Origin of the sequence: Massilia sp. DJPM01 (assembly GCF_030348125.1) — a bacterium.
GTDB lineage: Bacteria > Pseudomonadota > Gammaproteobacteria > Burkholderiales > Burkholderiaceae_D > Telluria_A > Telluria_A frigida.
The window spans coordinates 23,268-48,528 of record NZ_JAQOZV010000008.1 but is presented as its reverse complement, the minus strand read 5'-3'; the positions used below and the strand labels follow the sequence as shown (position 1 = coordinate 48,528).

The 25,261-nt window shown below is 65.5% G+C and carries 19 protein-coding genes and 1 other RNA gene; 15 read left to right on the top strand and 5 right to left on the bottom strand.

Annotated features, from left to right (window positions below; all coding sequences use genetic code 11):
* Positions 1 to 61: 61 nt before the first annotated feature.
* Positions 62 to 859 (bottom strand): transglycosylase SLT domain-containing protein, encoded by a 798-nt coding sequence (locus PO883_RS07730; protein WP_373890043.1) that lies wholly within the window; start codon positions 857 to 859, stop codon positions 62 to 64.
* A gap of 34 nt (positions 860 to 893) precedes the next feature.
* Between PO883_RS07730 and PO883_RS07725 the strand changes: the two genes are divergently transcribed.
* The 11 genes from PO883_RS07725 (at position 894) to PO883_RS07675 (ending at position 13,267) form a co-directional block, all read left to right on the top strand.
* Positions 894 to 1,130, top strand: coding sequence for a hypothetical protein (locus PO883_RS07725; RefSeq protein ID WP_289309233.1), 237 nt, complete (start codon positions 894 to 896; stop codon positions 1,128 to 1,130).
* Positions 1,131 to 1,428: 298 nt separating this feature from the next.
* Positions 1,429 to 2,913, top strand: a complete 1,485-nt coding sequence (gene ubiD / locus PO883_RS07720) for a 4-hydroxy-3-polyprenylbenzoate decarboxylase (RefSeq protein ID WP_289309232.1) — start codon at positions 1,429 to 1,431, stop codon at positions 2,911 to 2,913.
* An 85-nt stretch (positions 2,914 to 2,998) separates the two neighbouring features.
* On the top strand, positions 2,999 to 3,523 hold the full coding sequence (locus PO883_RS07715) for a hypothetical protein (RefSeq protein WP_289309231.1): 525 nt from the start codon (positions 2,999 to 3,001) through the stop codon (positions 3,521 to 3,523).
* Positions 3,524 to 3,573: 50 nt separating this feature from the next.
* Positions 3,574 to 3,672: signal recognition particle sRNA small type (gene ffs, locus PO883_RS07710), an RNA gene on the top strand.
* 161 nt (positions 3,673 to 3,833) lie between these two features.
* Entirely contained in the window at positions 3,834 to 5,960 is a 2,127-nt protein-coding gene (locus PO883_RS07705; protein ID WP_289309230.1) for a DNA polymerase III subunit gamma/tau, read from the top strand.
* Between the two features lie 47 nt (positions 5,961 to 6,007).
* Entirely contained in the window at positions 6,008 to 6,334 is a 327-nt protein-coding gene (locus PO883_RS07700) for a YbaB/EbfC family nucleoid-associated protein (RefSeq protein WP_167091379.1), read from the top strand.
* Positions 6,335 to 6,925 (top strand): recombination mediator RecR, encoded by a 591-nt coding sequence (gene recR / locus PO883_RS07695; RefSeq protein ID WP_167091376.1) that lies wholly within the window; start codon positions 6,335 to 6,337, stop codon positions 6,923 to 6,925.
* Entirely contained in the window at positions 6,925 to 8,145 is a 1,221-nt protein-coding gene (locus PO883_RS07690; protein ID WP_289309229.1) for a CaiB/BaiF CoA-transferase family protein, read from the top strand. The genes recR and PO883_RS07690 overlap by 1 nt, the downstream gene beginning before the upstream one ends.
* A gap of 132 nt (positions 8,146 to 8,277) precedes the next feature.
* Positions 8,278 to 9,414: a glycosyltransferase gene (locus tag PO883_RS07685; RefSeq protein ID WP_289309228.1), complete on the top strand. Its 1,137-nt coding sequence runs from the start codon at positions 8,278 to 8,280 to the stop codon at positions 9,412 to 9,414.
* The gene (locus PO883_RS07680) at positions 9,395 to 10,471 is read left to right on the top strand and encodes a DUF2334 domain-containing protein (protein WP_289309227.1); all 1,077 of its coding nucleotides are present in this window, start codon (positions 9,395 to 9,397) and stop codon (positions 10,469 to 10,471) included. Before PO883_RS07685 ends, PO883_RS07680 begins: the two co-directional genes overlap by 20 nt.
* A gap of 396 nt (positions 10,472 to 10,867) precedes the next feature.
* Positions 10,868 to 13,267, top strand: a complete 2,400-nt coding sequence (locus tag PO883_RS07675) for a penicillin acylase family protein (protein WP_289309226.1) — start codon at positions 10,868 to 10,870, stop codon at positions 13,265 to 13,267.
* Between the two features lie 76 nt (positions 13,268 to 13,343).
* On the opposite strand, the gene PO883_RS07670 is transcribed toward PO883_RS07675, so the two are convergent.
* Complete coding sequence (locus tag PO883_RS07670) at positions 13,344 to 15,449, bottom strand: bifunctional diguanylate cyclase/phosphodiesterase (protein WP_289309225.1); 2,106 nt, start codon at positions 15,447 to 15,449, stop codon at positions 13,344 to 13,346.
* A gap of 2 nt (positions 15,450 to 15,451) precedes the next feature.
* Complete coding sequence (locus PO883_RS07665; RefSeq protein ID WP_289309224.1) at positions 15,452 to 18,373, bottom strand: response regulator; 2,922 nt, start codon at positions 18,371 to 18,373, stop codon at positions 15,452 to 15,454.
* A 236-nt stretch (positions 18,374 to 18,609) separates the two neighbouring features.
* Between PO883_RS07665 and PO883_RS07660 the strand changes: the two genes are divergently transcribed.
* Positions 18,610 to 19,239: a hypothetical protein gene (locus PO883_RS07660; protein WP_289309223.1), complete on the top strand. Its 630-nt coding sequence runs from the start codon at positions 18,610 to 18,612 to the stop codon at positions 19,237 to 19,239.
* 140 nt (positions 19,240 to 19,379) lie between these two features.
* On the opposite strand, the gene PO883_RS07655 is transcribed toward PO883_RS07660, so the two are convergent.
* Positions 19,380 to 19,607, bottom strand: a complete 228-nt coding sequence (locus tag PO883_RS07655; protein WP_289309222.1) for a YbdD/YjiX family protein — start codon at positions 19,605 to 19,607, stop codon at positions 19,380 to 19,382.
* Entirely contained in the window at positions 19,604 to 21,667 is a 2,064-nt protein-coding gene (locus tag PO883_RS07650; protein WP_289309221.1) for a carbon starvation CstA family protein, read from the bottom strand. The genes PO883_RS07655 and PO883_RS07650 overlap by 4 nt, the downstream gene beginning before the upstream one ends.
* A gap of 219 nt (positions 21,668 to 21,886) precedes the next feature.
* On the opposite strand from PO883_RS07650, the gene PO883_RS07645 reads away from it, so the two are divergent.
* The 3 genes from PO883_RS07645 (at position 21,887) to PO883_RS07635 (ending at position 25,261) form a co-directional block, all read left to right on the top strand.
* Positions 21,887 to 23,260 carry a cache domain-containing protein gene (locus PO883_RS07645; RefSeq protein ID WP_289309220.1) on the top strand — a complete coding sequence of 458 codons (1,374 nt, stop codon included), beginning with the start codon at positions 21,887 to 21,889 and terminating at the stop codon, positions 23,258 to 23,260.
* Complete coding sequence (locus PO883_RS07640; protein WP_167091353.1) at positions 23,257 to 23,886, top strand: response regulator transcription factor; 630 nt, start codon at positions 23,257 to 23,259, stop codon at positions 23,884 to 23,886. Before PO883_RS07645 ends, PO883_RS07640 begins: the two co-directional genes overlap by 4 nt.
* A gap of 184 nt (positions 23,887 to 24,070) precedes the next feature.
* The gene (locus PO883_RS07635) at positions 24,071 to 25,261 is read left to right on the top strand and encodes an HDOD domain-containing protein (protein WP_289309219.1); all 1,191 of its coding nucleotides are present in this window, start codon (positions 24,071 to 24,073) and stop codon (positions 25,259 to 25,261) included.

The following is a 25,261-nucleotide window of genomic DNA, read 5'->3' as shown; positions in this document are numbered from 1 at the left end:
CATGAAAAAGCCCGCTGCAAGCAGCGGGCTTTTTTACTTCGCTCTATATATAGTCAGTCGATCACAAACCGGCGATCTGTTCCTGCGACGCTTTTTCGGCCAGCACCGGCTTCGGTGCCACCGGCGAGGTAAAGGTCGGCACTTTCTTGCCGCTGGCAACCAGCTTGAGCTTCTGATACTCGTTCATCACGCGCGAGCCATAACCCTGGTCGGTTTCAAAGGCGGCGGCGCCCACGTAGGTCTTCAGGCCGGCTTCCACCGAACCGCCGCGTTTCACGTATTCCTTGAGGATCAGCGAGCCGACGCGGATATTCGCCACGGGATTGAGCGCAGCCTTGGTGCCGCCCATGTCCTGGAACTTCTCATGGTGAATCTTCGACATCACCTGCATCAAGCCTTGCGCGCCCACCGGGCTCTCGGCAAAGGGATTGAGGCCCGATTCGATCGCCATTACCGCGAGGATCAGCAGCGGATCGAGCTTGATTTCGCGCGCCGTCGAATAGGCGGTCGACACCAGCATATTGGCAGCATCGCCAGCCACGCGGTAGCGCTTGGACAGCCAGGTGGTGACGAACTCCTGTTGCTTGCGGTTCGCTTTGGCCGCCTTTTCGTCGAGCGCCAGGATCGGCGGCTCGTCGGGCGCCAGCACGGCGGGCGCTGGTGCCGGCGCGGGCGCCGTCATCAGGGCCGACAGGGCGGGTGCCTGCACCGGTGCGCGCGTGATGGCGGGCGCCGGCTTGTTGGGCGCTGCCAGCAATTGCGACGCTTCGTGCGCCAGTTCCGGGCGCAGATAGAGCAAGGCCATCATGGCCAGTGCGGAAACACCGAAAAACGTCAGTGTGTGTTGCATTGTAGTCAAGAGACCACGCGCCGTTTTACTCACGGAAGACCACGTGAATGGCTGGCTGGCCATGGTTTGGGCGAGCTTTGCTGTCGCCCCGTTGAAACGATGTATCATCGAATTCCCCTTTGTCGCGGAAAAAGCCATCCCGGCACCGCGCGTTAGCGCAGCGGGCAGACTCATGCCGTGCATCAGAAATATCGTCTATCGCCGCCGCGTGGGCGCGCGATTAACGCCGTCATTGCTCGCTTCAGCTGGTCGTTCCCTGTGGTATTGGACCAGTAGCTAAACAATTTTTTCGGGGGAGAAGGCAGACGCCTATTGAAAACACTCCTTAAAATGTCATTGGGGCCCCGACCCCGTGAAGTTATGAGACAGGCTAGAATCGTGTCCGTGGACAGTGCCCGCTCATCAAGTAGGGCGAATTGTAGAAGCGGGTATATACTAAGTCAATACTAACACAAACGTTCTATATTACTTTTAGATCTAGCTTTTTGTGCTGCATCGCAGCAAAGTCCTATGAAATCAACCACTTGGCATGGCTAATTGAACAACCATGCTTACATGAAAAAAAGAATTTAAAACAGATGAATTACGTAGACTTGCGCGATTTCATGTCGAAAATGCAAGAAATGGGCGAATTAAAGCGCATTTCGATGCCGGTTTCACCTTATTTGGAGATGACGGAGGTGTGCGACCGCGCTTTGCGGGCTGCCGGACCGGCCATTTTGTTTGAAAAACCGACCGGCCACACGATTCCGGTCCTCGGCAACCTGTTCGGTACGCCGCGCCGCGTGGCGCTCGGCATGGGCGCCGACGATGTGAGCGAGCTGCGCAAGATTGGCCATGTCCTGGCCCGCCTCAAGGAGCCGGAACCGCCCAAGGGCTTCAAGGACTTGATGGGGCTCGGTTCCCTGGTCAAGGCTGTGTGGGATATGTCGCCCAAGGAAGTGCGCGGCGCCGCCTGCCACGATATCGTCTGGGAAGGCGCCGACGTCGACCTGGCGCGCCTGCCGATCCAGCATTGCTGGCCGGGCGACATCGCGCCCCTGATCACCTGGGGCCTGGTGATCACCAAGGGCCCGAACAAGAAGCGCCAGAACCTGGGCATCTACCGCCAGCAGGTGATCGGGCCGAACAAGGTCATCATGCGCTGGCTGGCGCACCGCGGCGGCGCGCTCGACTTCCGCGAACATGGCATCGCCACCAAGGGCCGGCCGTATCCGGTGGCGGTGGCGCTGGGCGCCGACCCGGCCACCATTCTCGGCGCGGTCACGCCGGTGCCGGACAGCCTGTCCGAATACCAGTTCGCCGGCCTGCTGCGCGGCAGCCGCACGGTGCTGACCAAGGCGATCGGCAGCGAACTGCGCGTGCCGGCCTCGGCCGAGATCGTGCTGGAAGGGCATATTTACGCCGATCCGAACCATCCGACTGGCTACGAGCACGCGCTGGAAGGGCCGTTTGGCGACCATACTGGTTACTATAATGAGCAGGACAGTTTTCCGGTGTTTACCATCGACCGCATCACCATGCGGCGCGACCCCGTTTACCACTCCACGTATACAGGCAAGCCGCCCGACGAGCCGGCCGTGCTTGGGGTGGCGCTCAATGAAGTGTTCATTCCGCTATTGCAGAAGCAGTTCAGCGAGATCACCGACTTTTATCTGCCGCCCGAAGGCTGCAGCTACCGCATGGCCGTGGTGCAGATGAAAAAGCAGTACGCCGGCCACGCCAAGCGCGTGATGTTCGGCGTGTGGAGCTTCCTGCGCCAGTTCATGTATACCAAGTTCATCGTGGTGGTGGACGAGGACGTCAACATCCGCGACTGGAAAGAGGTCATCTGGGCGATCACGACGCGGGTCGACCCGATGCGCGACACGCTGCTGGTCGACAACACCCCGATCGATTACCTTGATTTTGCCTCGCCGGTCAGCGGGCTGGGCAGCAAGATGGGCATTGACGCCACCAATAAATGGCCGGGCGAGACCAATCGCGAGTGGGGTACGACGATCAGCATGACGCCGGAAGTGAAGGCGCGCGTCGATTCGATCTGGCAGGAGCTGGGTATTTAGCAGGGAACAGCACTGTTCCCCTGGTGCCGCGGCCGCCGGCCAGTTCGACCCGGCCGGCTGCGGATAACAACAGGACCGTGGTGCCATGAGCATGCGGCAGTTCGAGGTGGTCGTCGACTTTGGCGGCATCGTGGTGTTCGACGACCAGGGCTTGCAAGCGTACTTCGGCAGCATTGCCGAGGGCGACAATCCGTACCGGCGCTTCACGAGCACCGCCGATGGCGACAGGGTGGTGGAGCAGGGCATCGTGATGCCAATTATTGGCATCAACGACAGTTCCTACCGGGTACTGGTGCGCATGGACGGGGACGCGTCCGCCGTTCCTGACCAACTGATCATCGTGAGGGACGCCTCGTTTCCGCTGCGGGTGGCGGGCCGCCTCATCATTGCGGACCTGGCTGTGTTCCTGGAGTGGTATCCGGAAGAGGGCTGGCAGCGCATCGATGTGCCGCCGGGATGCTACGCGGCCGCGGTCAACGGTTTTCGCAAGGTGGAACATCATGTGGTGGTCGACTTTGGCTTCGAAATCGTCCTCACGCCGACCGACGCGCTTGCGCCGATGACCGCCTCGCTGCGGCAAAGCGTGCAGGTGCTCGAACTGCCGGGATGAGCCTGCAAGCTGTTCCCCACAAATTCTCCCGGTCGGTTATAATTGTCGCTGGCGGGCCCCTGCGCATTGTGGCATGGCTAACCTGGTCAGGTCGGGAACGAAGCAGCCACGGCCGTTAACCATAAGTGCCGCAGATCAGGCTCGCCTCTTTCGATCTCCCTGTTGTCCAGTCTCCGTCCTACCTTCCCCCAGCACAGTCGCAGCCCGTCCGCACAAGCGGTGCTTTCGCATTCGCGCGCGCTCTTGCTACAATGGCCTTTTCGGGGAGCGGGAATCCCCGCCGCGTTCGCTATCTACGGTAAAATTCAGCATGTCCTATCAAGTCCTCGCCCGCAAATACCGTCCCAAGAATTTCGACACGCTCGTCGGCCAGGAGCACGTGGTGCGCGCGCTGACGCACGCCCTGCAAACCGGCCGCCTGCACCACGCCTATCTGTTCACCGGCACCCGCGGTGTCGGCAAGACGACCCTGTCGCGCATCCTGGCCAAATCGCTCAATTGCATCGGCCCTGACGGCAACGGCGGCATCACTGCCGACCCGTGCGGCGTGTGCGATGCCTGCACCGCCATCGATGCCGGCCGCTTCGTCGACTATATAGAGATGGACGCCGCGTCCAACCGTGGCGTCGACGAAATGGCGCAACTGCTGGAGCAGGCCGTGTACGCCCCCTCGAACGCGCGCTTCAAGGTCTACATGATCGACGAGGTGCACATGCTGACCAACCACGCCTTCAACTCCATGTTGAAGACGCTGGAAGAGCCGCCCGAGCACGTCAAGTTCATCCTGGCGACCACCGATCCGCAAAAAATTCCCGTCACCGTGCTGTCGCGCTGCCTGCAATTCAATCTCAAGCAGATGCCGCCGGGGCATATCATCAGCCACCTCGATAACATCCTCGGCCAGGAAGGCATCAGCTTCGAGCAGCCGGCCCTGCGCCTGCTGGCCCAGGGCGCGCACGGCTCGATGCGCGACGCGCTCTCGCTGACCGACCAGGCCATCGCCTACGCGGCCGGCGAAGTCACGCTCGACGCGGTGCAGGGCATGCTCGGCGCGCTCGACCAGACTTACCTGGTACGCCTGCTCGACGCCCTGCTGGCGCAAGACGGCGCCGACCTGATGGCGGTGGCCGACGAAATGGCCAGCCGCAGCCTGTCGTACAACGGGGCGCTGCAAGACCTGGGCACCTTGCTGCACCGGATCGCGCTGGCGCAAAGCGTGCCGTCCGCCGTACCGGAAGACTTGCCCGAACTGGCCGACATCCTGCGCCTGGCGGCGGCCTTCGACGCCCAGGAAGTGCAGCTGTATTACCAGATCGCCGTCCACGGCCGCAACGAGATCGGCCTCGCGCCCGACGAATACGCCGGCTTCACCATGACGCTGTTGCGCATGCTCGCTTTCCGCCCCGGTAACGGCGGCGCCGAGGGTGCGCCGCCGGCAGCTTCCGGCGCGGCCCGTTCGGCTACGCCGGCGCGTGCCGCCGCTGCTGCCGCCGCCGCGCCGGCACGCGCCGCCTCGGCGGCCGTCGCCAGCCACGCCGTGGCCAGTGCGCCGCCACCGGCGCCACGCATGCCGCCACCGCCGCCCGTGCAGGCTGCGGCGCCGGCCGCCAACGTGCCGGCCATGAACTCGGCGCGTGCCGCCATCAACGCCGCGCTGGAAGCGGCGCGTTCGGCCAGCCGTGGCCAGACCTCGTCGCCGCGCCGTCCGACCGCGATGTCGAACCAGGCCGCCGCCAACGCCGCCGCCGCTGCGGCGCCACCGCCAGCGGAGCCGGAACCCGCGCCGGCGGCGCCCGCCGCATCGAAGGCGCCGCCGCCGTGGGAGCAGGACCAGCCCCAGGCTGCCGCCCCGCCGCCGGCGCCGCCACCGATGCCGGAAGCGCACTATCCCGAAACGCAGGATGACGAGCCGCCATCGTGGGTCACCGAATTTTCCGACGACACCGCCGTCGCCCAGGAAGCGCCACCGGCTGCCGCCATGCGCGCACCCGCGCGTGCGCGTCCCGCCTACGTCATCACCCCGGTGCCCGAGATCGAGTGGGACGGCAACTGGCCCGGCCTCGCGGCCGGCCTGGCGCTGCGCGGCGTGTCGCAGCAACTGGCGCTGCAAACCGAACTGGTGTCCTGCGTGGTGGACGGTAACGTCACCACCTTCAGCCTGCGTGTGCCGATCGACACCCTGCGCGCCAGCGGCAATACCGAAAAACTGTGCGCCGCGCTGCAGGAACGCTTCGCCACGACCAAGGTCCACCTCGAGATCGACATCGGCCAGGTGTGGTACACGGCCAGCGCCGAGGCGATCGCGTACCGCGAAGAATGCCAGCGCGTGGCCGAGGAAACCGTGGCCAACGACCCGTTCGTGAAAGACGTGATGCGCGACCTTGGCGCGTTCATCGTGCCCGGCTCGGTGCGTCCCGCCCCAAGCGCGTCGGCCTGAACCGACACCCCCTTATTGACCATTTTTTTGAATCCCGGAGAACCACCATGATGAAGAACCAGCTCGCAGGCTTGATGAAACAGGCGCAAGCCATGCAGGACAACATGAAGAAGGCGCAGGAACAGTTGGCCAGCGTCGAAGTCGAAGGCCAGTCCGGCGCCGGCCTCGTGAAGATCGTCATGACCTGCAAGAACGACGTCAAGCGCGTCTCGATCGACCCGTCGCTGCTGGCCGACGACAAGGACATGCTGGAAGACCTGGTCGCCGCCGCCTTCAACGACGCCGTGCGCAAGGCCGAAGCGACGTCCACCGAAAAAATGAGTGGCCTCTCGGCCGGCATGCAGCTGCCGCCCGGCTTCAAGATGCCGTTCTAAATGTCCAAATCGCTCGACTTCCTGACCGAAGCGCTGCGCCGTTTGCCCGGCGTCGGCCCGAAGTCGGCGCAACGCATGGCCTTCCACCTGCTGCAGCACGACCGCGAGGGCGCCGCGATGCTCTCGCGCGCGCTGTACCAGGCGGTCGACGCGGTTCACCACTGCGCCCTGTGTAACACCTTCGCCGAAACCGAAGTGTGCGACCTGTGCCTCGACGACCAGCGCGACACCACCTTGCTGTGTGTCGTCGAAACCCCGGCCGACCAGATGATGATCGAACAGACCCTGACCTACAAGGGCCTGTACTTCATCCTCATGGGCCGCCTGTCGCCGCTCGACGGCATCGGCCCCAAGGACATCCACCTCGACAAACTGCTGGTGCGCGCCGCCGACGGCGTGGTCGGCGAGGTGGTCCTGGCCACCAATTTTACCAACGAAGGCGAGGCCACCGCGCACTACATCAGCGAAATGCTCAAGGCGCGCGGCTTGAAAGTGAGCCGCCTGGCGCGTGGCGTCCCGGTCGGCGGCGAACTCGAATACGTCGACCCGGGCACCATCGCGCGCGCGATGCTCGACCGGCGCAGCACCTGATGACGGCGCCGCCATTCAAGCCCGGCGCGCTGGCCGGCATCAAGGTGCTCGAACTGGGCACCCTGATCGCCGGTCCGTTCTGCGCGCGCATGCTGGCCGAATTCGGCGCCGACGTGATCAAGGTCGAAGCGCCCGATGGCGGCGATCCGATCCGCCAGTGGCGCATCCTCAAGGATGGCACCTCGCTGTGGTGGTCGGTCCAGTCGCGCAACAAGAAAAGCATCACCCTCAACATGAAGGATGAACGCGGCCGCGCCATCGCCAGGCAGCTGGCGCTGGAAGCGGACATCATCATCGAAAACTACCGCCCCGGCGTGCTCGAAAAATGGGGCATTGGCTATGAACAGATCAAGGCCCTGAACCCGGCCGCGATCATGGTGCGCCTGTCCGGCTTCGGCCAGACCGGCCCGATGAAAGACCAGCCGGGCTTCGGCGCCATCGGCGAATCGATGGGCGGGCTGCGCTACGTGTCCGGCCATCCGGACCGCCCGCCGGTGCGGGTGGGCGTGTCGATCGGCGACTCGGTGGCCGCGCTGCACGGCGTGATCGGCGCCATGATGGCGCTGCGCCACCGCGACGCCAGCGGCGGGCGCGCGGACGGCGAAGGGCAGATGGTCGACGTGGCGCTGTACGAAGCCGTGTTCAACCTGATGGAGTCGCTGGTGCCCGAGTTCGACCACGCCGGCGTGGTGCGCGAGCGTACCGGCGGCGCGCTGCCGGGCATCGTGCCGTCGAATACCTACACCACCGGCGATGGCGAGAACATCGTCATCGCCGGCAATGGCGACGCCATTTTCAAGCGCCTGATGCTGGCCATGGGCCGCATCGACATGGCGGGCGACCCGCAACTGGCGCGCAACGATGGCCGCGTGCCGCGCAGCGCCGAGATCGACGCGGCGATTCAAGCCTGGTGCGCCACGCAAAGCATCGACAGCGCGCTGGCGACCTTGCAGGCGGCCGATGTCCCGGCCGGCAAAATCTATTCGGTGCGCGACATGATGAGCGACCCGCAATTCCTCGCGCGCGAGATGTTCGAGCAGCACCACTTCAGCGACGGCACGCCGGTCAAGTTGCCTGCGATTACGCCCAAGCTGTCGGCCACGCCGGGCCAGACCCGCTGGCTCGGCCCGGCGCTGGGTGAACACACCGACGACATTCTTGCCAGCCTCGGCTATGACGCCGACGCGATTGCCGCCCTGAGACAGGCCAAGGTGCTGTAGGCGCATCCCGGCTGCGGGCAGGCCGGGCTCGCAGCTAGCGGTTTCCGCCCTGGCGCGGCGCGCGTTTGCGTGCGCTCAAACGCCATCGGCTATCGGCTGCTATGGTGTGCTCTCCCAACCGAGTCCACCAGCATGCACCTCGTCGACATCACCATGTTTTATGCCGCGCAAGGCGGCGGCGTGAGCACCTACCTCAACGCCAAGGCGGCCTGGCTCGCGCAGCGCAAGCGCGTGCGCCACACCATCCTCAGTACCAATGTCGACAGCCGCGACGGCACGCCGGCATTGCGGCGCGTTCCCGCCATCCCCTTTCCCGGCGTGCACGGCTTTCGCATGCCGCTCTCGATTGGCGCGCCGGCGCGCATCATGCGCGGCTTGCAGCCGGACCTGATCGAAGCCGGCGACGCCGGCCACGGCGCATGGGCGGCGCTGCGCGTGCGGCGCGCGCTGGGCGTGCCGGCGGTCGCCTTCTACCATTCCGATCTGGCGCGCCTGGTGCACGAACGTTTCGGCCAGGCCGCGCGGCGCGCCGCCGGCGCCTACCTGGCCCACCTGTACCGGCAGTTCGACCTGGTGCTTGCGCCGAGCCGGCTGATGATGCACCAGCTGGCCGCCATCGGCGTGCGCGACGTGGTGCACCAGCCGCTCGGGATCGACATCCGCACGTTTTGCCCGCAGCGCCGCAGCGGGTCGCTGCGCGAGCGCCTCGGACTGGCGCCGGAAACGCGGCTGCTGGTCTACGCCGGCCGTTTCACCGCCGAGAAAAAGCTGGCGGTGCTGGCCGACGCCGTGCGCAAGCTGGGGCCGCCGTACCACTTGCTGCTGATCGGCGGCGGCGCTGCACTGCCGCATTGCGCCCGCACCAGCGTGATCGCCTTCCAGCGCGACCAGCGCGTGCTGGCCGGCCTGCTGGCCAGCTGCGATGTGCTGGTCCATCCCGGCGATTGCGAAACCTTCGGCCTGATCGTGCCCGAAGCGATGGCGTGCGGCTTGCCCGTGGTGGGCACGCGTGGCGGCAGCGTGGCCGAACTGATCGATGACAGCACGGGCATCGTGGTGCGGCCCAACAGCGTCGACAGCCTGGCGCAAGGCATCGACGCGATCTTCGGCAAGGACCTGGCGTCGATGTCGCGTGCGGCGTCGCGCAAGGCGCACGATTTTTACGACTGGAACCGCATCATGCCGCAGCTGATGAACCGTTACGCGGGCTTGCTGGCGTCGGGCGCGCGGGCCGACCTGGAGGCGGAGCGTGTCTGCGCCACCGAATGAGCCGGCGGCGCTGTGCGTCGTCATCCACGACGTCGCGCCGGCCACCTGGCCCGACTGCCTGCGCCTGCTGCAGGCCGTGCGCGCGGTGGCCGATATTCCCGTCACCTGGCTGGCGGTGCCGCGCTGGCATGGCGGCGAGGGGCGCTCGCCGGCCTGCGAGGCGGCGCTCGACAGCCTGCTGGCCGATGGTCACGAGATCGCGCTGCACGGGTACGCGCATCTGGATACGGCCGCACCGGACGCTGGCTGGCGCAGCCGGTTCCTGCGCGGCGTGTACACCGAAGGGGAGGGCGAATTCGCCGCGCTCGACGCGCACGAAGCAAGGCGCCGCATCGAACTGGGGCTGGCATGGTTCGATGAGCGGGGCTGGCCAGCCAGCGGGTTTGTCGCGCCCGCGTGGCTGCTCAGTGACGGTGCCTGGGAGGCGGTGCGCAGCTACCCGTTTCTCTACACGACTACGTGGAGTCACTTTCACGTTCTGATGCGGATATCCTTGGATTCATCGATTCCAGCGCAGTCCATGAATCCATCGATGCCGGAAGAGTCCTTGATTCCATCAACTCCGGGACAGTCCGTGAATCCATCGATGTCGGAGCCGTCCGTGACTCCGCCGGTTCCTGCCCCTCTCTTGCATCCGTCGTTCCCGCGCCAGGGCGGCAGTCGGCGGGAACCCGCGTTCTCCGAATCGCCACCGCCGCCATCGTCCTCCGCCTTGCTATCGCCATCCCTGGTGTACGCGGCGCGCAACCGCGCCGGGCGCATCGTTTCCCCACGGCTCGCCTGGACACTCGCCCGGCTGATGCACGCTTCGCCACTGGTACGCCTGGCCCTGCATCCGCGCGACGCCCGCCACCCCGCGCTGGTGCGCCACGCGCAGCAACTCATCGAACACTTGCTGCAATCGCGCGTGGCGCTGACCAAGAGCGGCTTTGCCCGCCAATCGGCGGCAGGCGCTACCAGTACGGCCCCCAATAGCAGCCCAGCGACCAGTGCGACCGGCCCATACCGCCGTCATAGTGGGGATAACCATAGCGCTGCAGATCGTCGCGCGCGCTGAGTTGCAGTACGCAATTGCGCCACGAATCCGAGCTGGACGGATAACCGAGCCTGGAACAAGCCGGGCCGTACACGGTCATCATCCGCTCCATCTCCGCCTGCGCCGCAGCGGCCCGTTGCTGCGGCGTGGCACAGCCTGCGAGCAACAGCGTGACTATCCACACCGTCATGAGCTTACGCATCACTATCTCCTTTCGCACACCGGCTTTGCGCATGGCCGTGTAGTTCCTTGACATAGCTTAAGAGGGCTGCTGGACAGGGGGCGTGATCCATATCAAACGGTCAAGGGGAACCTCTCACATGTTCCAGTCTCGCGCCTTGGTTGGCGTCAACAATGTTTGCGCGCAGCCCGATTTTTCTGGCAAGATGCCTTGCGAAATCAACCCCGGGGAATGTTATGCGTACGCGTGGAATCAAAGTCTGGTCCTTACGGCTGCTGCTCGGCCTGCTTGTTCTGCTGGTGCTCGCCGCACTGGCCGTGTGGCTGTACCTGCGCGCCAGCCTGGCCCGGCTCGATGGCGGGATGCGGGCGCCCGGCCTGTCGGCCCCGGTCACGGTGGCGCGCGACGAGCGCGGCGTGCCGCTGATCAGCGGCGAGCGCCGCGCCGACGTGGCCTACGCGACTGGCTTCGTGCATGCGCAGGAACGCTTCTTCCAGATGGATTTGCTGCGCCGCACGGGCGCCGGCGAACTGGCCGAACTGTTCGGCGCACGCGCCTTGCCGCGCGACCGCGCCAACCGCCTGCACCGCTTCCGCGCGCGCGTGGCCGCGTCGCTCAAGCTGCTCGCTCCCGCCGACCGCCAGCTGCTCGAGCGCTATGTCGCCGGCGTCAACGCCGGCCTGGGGGCGCTTGGCGCCAACCCATTCGAATACGCCCTGCTCGGCGTCAAACCGCGTCCCTGGAGCGCCGAAGACTCGCTGCTGGTGGTGTGCGCGATGTACTTCGACCTGCAAGGCACGGTCGAACCGCGCGAACTGACCCGCGGCTGGATCCGCGACCACAGCGACCCCGCGCAGCTGGCCTTCCTGCTGCCCGAGGCCAGCAAGTGGGATGCCCCGCTCGACGCCGCCGGTGTCGCGTTCACGCCGGTGCCGCTGCCGCCGCTGCCGCCGGCATGGTGGGGCAAGCCGCGTCAAGCCGGCGCCCACAAGAGCGCCGCGGCCGACTTCATCGACTCGGTCGGCAGCAACAACTGGGCGCTGGCCGGCAGCCGCAGCAAGGATGGCGTGGCGATCATCGCCGACGACATGCATCTCGGCCTGTCACTGCCCAACATCTGGTACCGCCTGGCGATCCAGTACCCCGACGCCAAGGGCGCGCCGCGCCGCATCGTCGGCGTCACCTTGCCGGGCGCACCGCCGGTCATCATCGCCGGCAGCAACGGCCATGTCGCCTGGGGCTACACCAACAGCTACGCCGATTTGCTGGACCTGGTGATGCTGGGCCAGGACCCGCAGCACCCGGACCAGTTGCGCACTCCGGCGGGCTGGGAGAAGCCGGTCGGCGTGGTCGAAACCATTTTGGTGAAGGGCGCGCCAGCCGAGAAGATGACGGTGCTCGACACCTCGCTCGGTCCCGTGCGCGAGAGCGGCGGGCGGCCGTATGCCATCCACTGGCTGGCGCACGCGCCGGCCTCGCTCAATCTCGATCCGATCCGGCTGGAGACGGTCGACACGCTCGATGAAGCGCTGGCGATCGCGGCCACCATCGGCATCCCGTCGCAGAATTTCGTCGGCGGCGACGACAAGGGCAATATTGGCTGGACCATCTCCGGCCCGCTGCCGCGCCGCACCCAGCCGGGCAGCGGCGCCACCTTTCCGCTGGCGGTCGATGGCGGGCAGGCCAGTTTCGACGGTGCGCTGGCGCCAGCCGATTATCCGCGCGTGGTCAATCCGCCCGGTGGCCAGCTGTCCACCGCCAACAGCCGCCAGTTGAACGGCGCGCATGCGCTGATCCTCGGCGACGGCGGCTTCGATATCGGCGCGCGCAACCGCCAGATACGCGACGGACTGGCCGCACTCGGACCGAAGACCGACCTGGCGGGCGTGTACGGCGTGGCGCTGGACGACCGCGCGCTGTTCATCGCTCCGTGGCGCGAGCGCGCGATCAAGGTGCTCGATGCGGCGGCGCTGCAAGGCAAGCCGCAGCGCGCGCAGTTCCTGGCGCTGTTGAACAAGAGCTGGAGCGGACGCGCCAGCGTCGACTCGGTCGGCTACCGGCTGGCGCGCCACTTCATGTGGTCGGCGGGGAGCGTGCTGTTCGAGGGCGTCGATGGCGAGCTGGCCGCGCTGCATCCCAAGTCGAACATGGCGCTGGCGACATCGCGCTGGCCGGAAGTGGTCACGCGCCTGCTCGACGAGCAGCCGCTGGCCTGGCTGCCGCCGGGGCACGCGAACTGGCAGTCGGTGCAGCTCGAAGCGATCGACAGGGTGATCGCGGAACTGGCGGCCGACGGCACGCCGTTGGCGGCGGCTACATGGGGTCAACGCAATACGGCGGCGATTGCGCATCCGATTGCCTTGGCGGCGCCATTCATGGCACGCTGGCTGAGCGCACCGGCCGATATGCTCCCTGGCGACGCCAACATGCCGCGCGTGGCGGGCAAAAACTTCGGGCAGTCGGAGCGGATGACGGTGTCGCCCGGGAAGGAAGAGCAGGGCGTGTTCAACATGCCGGGTGGGCAGAGCGGGCATCCGCTGTCGCCGTTTTTCATGGACGGCCACGCCGATTGGGTGAGCGCGAAACCGACGCCGTTGCTGCCGGGGGTGGCGCGGCATACGCTGACGTTCAAATGACCCGTCGCCCCCGCGCCAAGGCGGCACTCGGCGGGGGCGACGGATAGAAGACTGTGGGTTCCGGGAAGCCGTGATGCTATTTCATCGCCAGCGCCATCGCTCCGGCTTTATTGAGCATCAGCGTGATCGATTCATGCGGCGACGGGTGCCCCAGATAGAACCCCTGCACCAGGTCGCACCCGTACTCCTCCAGCAGCACCAGCTGTTCATCGGTCTCCACGCCTTCGGCCACCACCACCATTTTCAATCCATGCGCCATGGCGATGATGGCGCGCGTGATGGCGGCGTTTTCCGAATCCTGCGGCAGCCCGCAAATGAAGCTCTTGTCGATCTTGAGCGCGCGCACGTCAAAGCGCTTCAGATAATTCATCGACGAGTACCCGGTCCCGAAGTCGTCGATCGACAGATACACGCCGATCCCGCGCAACTGCTCCAGGGTCGCCATGGTCGCCTTGGCGTCGTCCATCAGCGTCCCTTCGGTCAGTTCCAGCTCCAGCATCTTGGGATCGAGCCCCGAATCGTGCAGCGCCGAGAGCACGATCTGGGTCAGGTTTTCATCCTTGAACTGCTTGGCCGACAGATTGACCGCCATGCGGATCGCGCGCCCGGTCGCCTTTTGCCAGGCCTTGGCCTGGTTGCAGGCGGTGCGCAAGACCCACTCGCCGATCGGCACGATCAGCCCCGTTTCCTCGGCCAGCGGAATGAATTCGGTCGGCGAGATGATGCCGCGCTCCGGATGACGCCAGCGCACCAGTGCTTCGACGCCGACGATGTCGGACGAGCACACGTCGATCTGCGGCTGGTACAGCAAATACAGTTCTTCGTTCCTGAGCGCCTTGCGCAAGCCCACTTCGAGCTTGACGTGGCTCATGATCTGCATGGTCAGCGAAGAACTGTATAACTTGGCGTTGTTCTTGCCGCAGTTCTTGGCGTGATACATGGCGGTGTCGGCGAACTTGAGCAGCGAGTCGCAATCGTCGCCGTCTTCCGGGAACAGCGAAATGCCGATGCTGGCCGTGACAAAAATCTCGTGCCCCTCGATCAGGAAGGGACGGCGCATCGCTTCCTTGACCCGGTGCGCCACATTGAGCGCGTTCTCGACCCGCTCCAGGTCGGGAATGAGGATCGTGAATTCGTCGCCGCCCAGGCGCGCCAGGTTGTGCGACTGGTCCCCGCGCGAGACCAGGTCGCTCGGGCGGATGGTTTCGCGCAGGCGCTCCGAGACGATCTTGAGCAGATGGTCGCCCACGTTGTGGCCCAGGGTGTCGTTGATGCGCTTGAAGGCGTCCAGGTCCATGAACAGCACCGCGAACTTTTTCTTGCCGACCTTGGAGCGGTGCAGTTCGCGTTCCAGCGTTTCGAGAAACGCCTGGCGGTTCGGGATGCCGGTCAGGCTGTCGCAATAGGCCAGGCGGCGGATCTGTTCCTCGGTGCGGCGCCGCTCGCTGATGTCGCGCACCAGTCCAAGCACTTCGTCGGGACCGGTGGCCACCAGGCGCGCCTCGAAATGCTGCACCATGCCGAAGCTGGCCAGTTCATATTCGACCGAGCGCACGTGCTGGGTGTCGAGCACGCAGTGCATCTGTTCGAGCAGGCGCTCGGCGATGTCGCGCGGGAGCACTTCGGTGATGTGCTTGCCCACGCACAGTTCGGCGGGAATGGCGGCCGAGGCGTCGTGGCCCTGTTCGTAATCGAGGTAGACGCCGTCCTTGCCGAGCCGGAAAAAGGTGTCGGGGATGGCGGCCAGCACCGCGCGGTTGTGGGCGTCGGCGATGCGCAGCCGCACGATGGCGTCGCTGGCGCGCAGCACGTACAGCACGCGGTGGCCGAGGATCGGCCAGTTGATCGGTTTCGACACAAAGTCGGTGGCGCCGGCCTCGTAGGCGTTGGTGACCGCTTCGATGTCGTCGCCGCCGGTGACCATGATGATCGGTACCGGTGCCCCGGTCTCGATGCGGCGGATTTCGCGGCAGGCCGAAAAACCATCCATATTGGGCATGTCGACGTCGAGCAGGATCAGGTCCGGCGCCATGCTCTGGTACAGGGCGACGGCCTGCAGGCCGTCCTCCGCTTCGATCGCGTCCAGGCCGACCTGGCCGAGCATTTCGAGCATCAGCAGGCGCATGACCGGATCGTCGTCCGCCACCAGGACGACGCCGCGCTTGATTGGGGTAGCAGCCATTTTTAATGTTCCTTCTCTAGGAGGGCATTGAGCGAGTGGCACACGGCCTGGAATTCCCGCTCCATGTCGGTAAGGATGCCGGACGCGCCTTCGGTGGTGTCGGTGCGGCCCAGCGTTTCCATGTCTTTGCACATCTGCGCCAGCGTTTCGGCTCCGACGTTGGCGCTGCTCGATTTGAGGCTGTGCGCGACCTTGCGCAGGTTGCCCGGATCGAGCCCGGTAATGGCCTTGCGCAGCGTGCGCAGGTGCTGCGGGGTGTCGTCGACATACGCCGCAATCACTTTTTGCACCAGCGCGTCGCCGCGCTCCTTGCTCAGCGCCCGGATGTTTTCCAGCGCGTGGCGGTTGATGACGTCGCGCTGCACCGCGCCCGGCGTGGCAGGCGCGCGCGCGGCCGCCATCCTTGGCTCGGCCTCGCGCAGCACGGCGTCGCGCGGGCCGGCTTCGCGCGGCTCCTGCACTTGCGGCGCGGGCGCGGGGGCAGGCGCCGCCATCGCCGCGCCGCCGTGGTGCACGCTGGTGGCCAGCGGCAGCGCGATCCAGCGTCCCAGCACGGCGGCCAGCTCCTGCTGGCTGAATGGCTTGCTCAGGTAATCGTCCATCCCGGCCGCGAGGCAGGCTTCCTGGTCGCCCTGCAGCGCGTTGGCGGTAATCGCGATGATGGGCAGGGTGCGCGCGCGCCCGCATTCGCGTTCGTGGCGGCGGATTTCGGCGGTGGCGGCAAAGCCGTCCATCACCGGCATCTGGCAATCCATCAGCACCACGTCGTAGCCGTCGGTGCGGGCCGCGGCCAGCGCTTCGGCGCCGTTGCGCGCGCAGTACACGCCCAGGCCGAGCGAGTCGAGCATGGCGGTGGCCACTTCGACGTTGACCGGGTTGTCCTCGGCCAGCAGCACGCGCTGGCGGCGCAGCTTGCGGCCGGCCGGCGCCAGCGGCGCGTGCGCCACCGCTACCTGCGCCAGGGTGGCTACCGGCTTGCCGCGCGGACGCGTCATGATGCATTCGAACAGGTCGGCCGCGCGCGCCGGTTTGATCAGCTGGTAGGCCACGCCCGCTTCGCGCCGCTGCACCGGGTCGGCCGCCATCCGGTTGTCGCTGATGAGCATGATGCGGGTGGCGCTGGTGGCGGGGTCGCCCTTGATGCCGGCCGCCAGCGACAGTCCGCTGGTGCGCTCCAGGTCCATGTCGATGATCGCCACTTCGTAGGGGCGCCCGCCGTGGGCCGCGGCCAGCAGGCGGTCGACCGCCTCGCGCGCCGAGACCGCGCTGTCGCTGGCGACCTGCCATTCGGCCAGCTGGTGTTCGAGGCTGGCGCGGCTGTCGGCCTGCTCGTCGACGATCAGCACGCGCATGCCCTCGGTCATGCGCAGGCTGGCGTCGAGCATGTTGGGGTCGACCCGGCGCTTGTCGAAGCTGACCGTGAACCAGAAGACCGAGCCCTGGGTGGGGGCGTTGTCGACCCCGATCTTGCCGCCCATCAGTTCGACCAGCTGGCGCGAAATGGCCAGGCCCAGGCCGGTGCCGCCGTACTTGCGCGTGGTCGAGCTGTCGGCGTGGGAAAAGGCGTCGAAGATCCGGCTGCGCGCTTCGCGCGAGACGCCAATGCCGGTGTCGTGCACCTCGAAGCGCAGGCCGACGCTGGCGCCGTCTTCGGTTTCGACATCGACCTTGGCCAGGATCTGGCCGCGGTCGGTGAACTTGAGCGCATTGCCGATCAGGTTAGCCATGATCTGGCGCAGGCGGTTGGGGTCGCCGCAGATGGCGATCGGGATATCGTTGGCGATGGCAAAGTCGAGCGCGATCCCCTTGGCCTGGGCTTGCGGGGTGTAGATGGTGTTGATGTCGTCGAGCAAATCCCACAGGTTGAAGTTGATGTACTCGATCGACAGTTTGCCAGCCTCGATCTTGGAAAAGTCGAGGATGTCGTTGATGATCACCAGCAGGTGTTCGCCGGAGCGCTTGACCAGTTTGGTGTAATTGCGCTGGGTGTCGTTCAGCGCGGTGCTCAGCAGCATTTCGGTCATGCCGAGCACGCCATTCATGGGCGTGCGGATTTCGTGGCTCATGGTGGCCAGGAAGGCGCTCTTGGCGCGGCTGGCCGCTTCGGCCGCGTTCTTGGCCTTTTCCAGCTGCTCGGTGCGCACGCTGACCTGGCGTTCGAGTTCGTCGCGGTGGTGGGTGAGGGCGGCGCCGCGTCCTTCGATCTGGGCCAGCATGGCGTTGAAGCTGTCGATCAGCAAGCCCATTTCGTCGGTGCGCTCGTGCGGGATGCGCAGGTTGTAGTTCTGGCTGGCCGAGACCTTTTGCGCCGCATTGATCAGCTTGGCCACCGGGTCGGCGATGCTGGCCTTGAAGCGGCTGGCCAGCATCAGCGACATCATCAGCGAGCCGCCCATGGCGGCGGCGATCACGCCCAGGCTCTTGAGGATGTCGAGCCACATCAGGGTCAGATCGGCTTCGATCATGACGATGCCGACCTGGTAGTTGCCGTTGATGATAGGGCGGTACAGGCGCATGCGGCTGGACCAGAAGCGGCTTCCCTGGCGGCTCGCCTCGGCCAGCACGTCTTCGTCCAGGTTCATTTCCGGGGCGCTCGGTTCCGGTTCGGCCTGGCCGCTGCGCACGTAGCGGGCAAAGAGTTTACCTTTGCGGTCGAACAGGACCGCGTTGGATATTTCGATCTTGGCCTTGAGCGCGGACAAGGTGGCGCTGGCCTGGTCGCGGTCGTTGAACATCAGGGCGTCGACGCTATTGGTGCCGATCACGCCGGCAAACGAGGAGAGCTGCATGCCTTCGTCCTTGCGGTGGCCAAGGACCGAGGTGACGGCGAAGGCGATGAAGACAAAGAACAGCGCGGTGCCGGTCGACAGGAACGAAATGATCGTCAGTTTTTTGTTCAGGCTTGAGCGTTCAAAGTTCAGCATGGGGACGACCCGGCAGAAGGTGGTGAGATCCGGGAAATATGTCCCGCAGGAAAAATATACGGGGATTGATCTGGCACGACTTTGACAAGGAACAAAGGTGTCGGGACGGTGTCAAAAAATGCGACAGGTGGAACGGCATTGGTGCCGCTGGCGTCGGGCGTGTGACGACCGCTGCCCCCTGGCCTGACAGGAGATTGACATGCTTATATGGCGGCACTAACTTGGAGGCGCCCAAGATGACTACGGTATTTCTCGCGGGCTCGATCAAGATCAGGCACCTGCACGACGACGTGCAGGTGCGCATCATGAATATTCTATCGATGAATGACGACGTGATCGTCGGCGATGCGGATGGCGCGGACCGCGTCATCCAGCAGTTCCTGTTCGATCAGGGCGCCCGCAAGGTCACGGTCTACTGCAGCGGTGACTTGCCCCGCAATAACGTCGGCGGCTGGCCTGTGTGCCAAGTCACGACCTACCATGCGAAGCACTCCCGTGCCTATTTCACAGCGAAAGACGTGGCGATGGCAAACGCGGCCGACCTGGGGCTCATGGTGTGGGATGGCATGAGCACCGGAACGCTGAGCAACGTCATCGAACTGCTGGCCCGCAAGCGTCATTCGCTCGTCTTCATCAGCAAGGATCAGCAATTTCATCGAATTCTGTCGGTCAATGACCTCCAGGCGCTGGTTGCCCGCATGGCCAGTGCGGCGCGCGCCAAAGCCGACACGAAAATTGCGCTTTCCTCGCGCATCGAGAGCCTCCGCTCGCGCGCCATGCAGGACAACATCCTGGCGCTTCGCGCTGCGCGATCAGACTCGTCCAGGCTGGCGCCTCTGGAGCCCGATTCCGTCGTTCCCTCTTAACACATGCTTGTTGGTCAGGTTGCGTTTCATTCGCTTGCCCGGCCCGACCCTGTCATTCGTGGCGGCGGACCCAGGCCCGGGTCGAGGCGCGCAAAGAAAAGGGACGCCGCAGCGTCCCTGTATTGACTCTGTGTGGCCTGTCAGCAACACCCACCGCGCTTGCCCGCGCCGCCATAACGCGCTTCCTGGCGCTCGCGGAAGAAGGCTTCGTAGCTCATCATCGGCTGGCCCGGATGGGTCGCCTCCATGTGCGCCACATAGGTGTCGTACTCGGGCAGGCCGACCATCAGGCGCATGCTTTGCCCGAGATAGCGGCCGGCCTGGGCCAGGCCGCTGCCGGCGTCGAGCAGGCTGCCGAACATGCTCATGCGGGCGTGGCCGCGTTGGCGACGAAAGCGGTTTCCTGCGAGCTCGGCGTGGCAGCGGCGCGCGCCTTGAGCACCGTGCGCGCGCCGAACACCAGTACCGACAGCACCACGAACATGAAGAAGCCGGCCAGCGAGGCATCGAGGTAATCGTTGAACACGATCTGGTGCATCTGCGCCATCGACTTGGCCGGCGCCAGCACGGTACCCTGGTCGATCGCCGCCTGGAATTTCTGGGCGTGGGCCACGAAACCGATGCGCACATTGTCGTGGAAAATCTTTTGCCAGCCGGCGGTCAGGGTGCAGGCCAGCAGCCAGGCGGTCGGGACCATGGTGACCCACGCAAACCTGGCGCGCTTCATCTTGAACAGCACGCAGGTGGCGAGGATCAGGGCGATCCCGGCCAGCATCTGGTTGGCGATGCCGAACAGCGGCCACAGGGTGTTGATGCCGCCCAGCGGATCGACCACGCCCTGGTACAGGAAGTAGCCCCAGGCTGCCACGCACAGCGAGGTGGCGATCAGGTTGGCGGGGATCGATTCGGTGCGCTTGAGCGAGGGCGCGAAGGTGCCCAGCAAGTCTTGCAGCATGAAGCGCCCGGCGCGGGTGCCGGCGTCCACCGCCGTGAGAATGAACAGGGCTTCGAACAGGATCGCGAAGTGGTACCAGAAGGCCATCATGGTCTTGCCGCCGATGACGTTCGACAGGATGTTTGCCATGCCCACCGCCAGCGTCGGGGCGCCGCCGGCGCGCGAAATGATGCTGTGCTCGCCGACATCTTTCGCGGTCTGGGTCAGCATCTCGGGGGTGATGACAAAGCCCATCTGCGTCACGGCCGCGGCCGCCGATTCGGCCGTGGTGCCGAGCAGTGCGGCCGGGCTGTTCATCGCAAAGTAAATGCCCGGTTCGATGGTCGAGGCGGCCACCAGCGCCATGATGGCGACGAACGATTCCATCAGCATCGCGCCATAGCCGATGAAGCGCGCGTGCTGCTCGTTTTCAATCATTTTCGGCGTGGTGCCGGAAGAAATGAGCGCATGGAAGCCGGACACCGCGCCGCAGGCAATGGTAATGAACAGGAAGGGGAACAGGCTGCCCGACCAGACCGGGCCGCTGCCATCGATGAACTTGGTTACGGCCGGCATTTTCAGGTCCGGGGCGACGATCAGGATCCCGATCGCCAGGCCGACGATGGTGCCGATCTTCAGGAAGGTCGACAGGTAGTCGCGCGGCGCCAGCAGCAGCCACACGGGAATCACGGAAGCGACGAAGCCGTAGCCGATCAGCATCCAGGTCAGTTCGGTGCCGGTGAAGGTAAACATGGGGCCGAGCACGGCGTGTTCCTGCACAAGCTGGCCGCCGATGATGGCCAGCATCAGCAGCACGAAGCCGATCAGCGACACTTCGCCGATCCGTCCCACGCGCACGTAACGCGAGTACACGCCCATGAACAGGGCGATGGGAATGGTGGCCATGACGGTGAAACTGCCCCACGGCGAGCCGCTCAGGGCCTTGACCACGATCAGCGCCAGCACGGCGAGAATGATGACCATGATCATGAAGGTGCCGAGCAGGGCGATGACGCCGGGAATGTCGCCCAGTTCCGATTTGATCAGGTCGCCGAGCGAACGGCCATCGCGCCGCGTGGAAATGAACAGGATGATGAAATCCTGCACCGCGCCGGCCAGCACCACGCCGGCCAGGATCCACATCATGCCGGGCAGGTAGCCCATCTGTGCGGCCAGCACCGGGCCGACCAGGGGACCGGCGCCGGCGATGGCGGCGAAATGGTGGCCGAACAGTACGTATTTATTGGTGGGCACGTAGTCGAGCCCATCGTTGAATTTGTAGGCCGGGGTCTGGCGCTTGGGATCGAGCCCGAGCACCTTGTCGGCGATGAACTGGCTATAGAAGCGGTAGGCGATCAGGTACACGCAGAGCGCCGCGGCGACGATCCAGATCGCATTGATGGCTTCGCCGCGCTTGAGCGCGATATAGCCGAGCGCGCACGCGCCGAAAACCGACAGCGCAGCCCAGCCGAGCTGGCTTGACAGACGTTTCATGGTGACTCCTCCAAGGTGTTTTTTTATGGTCCGTGCCGGTTTCACCGGTCATGGCCGGTGTTGATACCGTACAGTGTGATTCAGTATCGAATGGGCGCTTCTCCCCGGCAAGCGCAGCAATACGCAGAGCAATACGTATTACTACGTAAGCAGACGGGTCGGAAGCGACGTAGAATGTGGCTCATTTCACAAAGCCGTCATCGGCAGGCCGGGCGCTGCATGAAGTTAAGGCAAAAGGTCATCTTTCTCGCGATCACGCCGCTGATCCTGGCGCTGTGCACCATCGCGCTGTTCGTGCGCCACCAGGCCATCACGCTGGCCCAGCAGCAGCGCGCCACCATCCAGCAAGCCTACTTGGCCAGCAAGGAAGCCGAACTCAAACACTATGTGGACCTGGCGACGCGCTCGGTGGCGCATCTGGTCAATTCCGGCAAGCGCGACCAGGCCACCCTCGACGAAGCCAAGCGCATCCTGTCGACCCTGAGCTACGGCGACGATGGCTATTTCTTTGTCTACGATTACCAGGGCAACAGCCTGATGCACCCGCGCCAGCCCGAACTGGTGGGACGCAACCTGTGGGATATGCGCGACGTCAATGGCGAGCCGACCATCCAGCGCCTGATCGCGCGCGCCAAGGCCGGCGGCGGCTTGCAGCGCTACATCTGGGCCAAGCCCTCGATCAACAAGCCGGCGCCGAAACTCGGCTATGTGATTCCGATGGAAAACTGGGGCTGGATGCTGGGCACCGGCATTTATCTGGACGATGTGGATGCCGCCCTGGCCAAGATCGACGCCCAGCAGTCGCGCAATATCCAGGGCACCTTGCTGTGGATCGCGGTGCTGGCCATTGTCAGCGCGCTGGTGGTGGCCAGTTCCGGGCTGGCCTTGAATATCAGCGAGCTGCGCGTGGCCGACGCCAAGCTCAAGGTGCTGGCCCAGCGCGTGGTCGAGTCGCAGGAACAGGAGCGGGCGCGCCTGTCGCGCGACTTGCACGACGGCATCAGCCAGTGGCTGGTGTCGATCAAGTTGCAGATCGAGGCGGGCGTGATCCGTCTCGGCGGCGATGCGGCCCAGCAGCAGGCCGCGCGCGCCAGTTTCGAGCACACCGCCGGCCAGCTTAACGATGTGCTGGGTGAAGTGCGGCGCATTTCGCACAATCTGCGCCCGGCCATACTCGACGACCTGGGCCTGGCCGCCGCGCTCGACCACCTGGCGCATGAAGCGACCCAGAACAGCGCGCTGCCGGTGCGTTTCCTGGCGCGCGGCGCCAGCGACGGCTTGGCCGACGTGGCCAACACGGTGCTGTTCCGCATCGCCCAGGAAGCGCTGACCAATATCGAACGGCATGCCGGCGCGCGCCAGGTCGAGATCACCCTGGCGCGCGAGGCTGGCTGCGTCACGCTCACCATTGCCGACGACGGCGCGGGGTTCGACGCGGCCAGCGTGGCGCTGCATCCCAAGCGCGGCATCGGCCTGCGCAACATGATGGAGCGCATGGACGCCATCGGCGGCAAGCTCGCCATCACCTCGTCGGCGGCGGGCACCTCGGTGCAAGCGTCGGTTCCACTTCCACCCAACGCCAGGCGCTCATGACCGACATCATTCACATCCTGCTGGTCGACGACCATCCGCTGGTGCGCGACGGCTTGCGCGCGCGCCTGGAAGCGGTGCCGCATTTGCGCGTGGTGGCCGAGGCCGATGGCGGCGAGGAAGCCTTGCGCCAGGCTGGCGAACACGCCATCGACCTGGTGCTGATGGACATCAATATGCGCGGCCTGAGCGGCATCGACGCCAGCGCCCAGTTCCGCCTGCGCTACCCGGCCATCGCCGTGCTGATCCTGTCGATGCACGACAAGATCGAATACGTCAGCCAGGCCATGCAGGCCGGCGCGCGCGGCTATGTGCTCAAGGATGCGCCCGGCAAGGATATCGTGCTGGCCATCGACACCGTGATGGCGGGCGGTATTTACTACAGCGCCGCGCTGGCGCGCCAGCTGGCCCGCCCCAATGTGCAAGACAACCAGTTGTCCGCGCGCGAACAGGAAGTGCTGCAGCAGCTGGCGGGCGGCCAGTCCAACAAGCAGATCGCGCGCGCGCTCGACCTGTCGGTACGCACGGTGGAGACGCACCGCCTCAACATCAAGCGCAAGCTGGGCATCGAAGGGCAGGCCGAATTGATCAGATACGCCGTGCGCCACGCACGTTTTGAAGGAAACTAGTATCCTTTTGCAACGATGGGAAGTAATGATGCCGGACTGCTAACGCGGGCGCCACGAATGTGGGGCACGAACGTGGCGCACGAACGTGGGGCACGAACGTGAGGCACGAACGTGAGGCACGAAGTGGTTGCTTCCGATCATTATCTCCACTAAGATTACCGAACCCCCTCAATCAAAGATGCCGATGGCTGCCTTCGACACAACACCGTTCCCGTTGGTAGAAATGCAAGCGGCGGCCAACGCCCAAAACGAGTGGCTGGCGCTGACCGTGCGGGTCGGCTGCGGCCCCGGCCTGGACCAGGCCGCCGCCCTGCACGCGGTGTTCGGCGCGCCCGACCTGCTCACCGCCATCGCTCCGCTCGACTGCATCCTGCACCTCGCATCGCCCGCCGTACTGACGCCGGCCCTGCTGGCGCTGATGCCGCCGCAGCGCGTGATCTTGGCCATCGATGCCAGCGTATTCGGCGACGAAGCGCTGGTCAAGCAGCTGCTGGCGCTGCACGAGGAAGGCTACCGCGTGCTGGTCGACGGCCACCCGGCCGAGGGCGTCAAGCTGCCGGCCACCTTGCGCGCGGTCGCGCTCGATTGCAGCGCGGGCTTGCCGGTGGTGCGCGGCGGCAAATATCAGGTCTTGTCCCTGTTCGGCCCGCACCTGGGGTATGGCGTGCACAGCGCCGCGCGCTTTGCCGACTGCGCCGAGGCCGGTTTCGAATGGCTCAGCGGCGACTGGCCCCTGCATCCCGCGCCCAACGTCAAGCCGCATGACGGCACCTCGCGCAAGCGCTTGCTGGCCTTGCTCGGCCTGCTGGCGCGCGACGCCGAATCGCGCGAACTCGAACAATTGCTCAAGCAAGATCCGGCACTATCCTATCATTTGCTCAAGCTGGTCAATTCGGCCGCGTTTGCGCTCAGTACCCAGATCACCAGCTTCGGCCAGGCCATCAACCTGCTGGGCCGGCGCCAGTTGCAGCGCTGGCTGCAACTGCTGCTGTACGCGCGCCAGCAGCCCGACGGCATGGCCAATCCGCTGCTGCCGCTGGCCGCCTTGCGCGCGGCCCAGCTCGAATGCCTGTGCAAGCTGCAGGGCGGCGAGCGCGACGACCAGGATATTGCCTTCATGACCGGCGTGTTTTCGCTGCTCGACGTGCTGTTCGGCATGCCGATGGAAGATATCGTCGGCGCGCTCGGCCTGGCGCCGGCCGCGGCCGAAGCGCTGCTGCTGCGCGAAGGACGCCTCGGCGCACAACTGGGCATGGTGGAACAGCGCGTGCCGGCGCCCGCGCAACTGGCCGCGCTCGAGATCGACAACAAACAGTGGTGGCAAAGCCAGCTGCATGCCTTTCACTGGGCGATCCAGGTCGGCAGGAACTTGTAG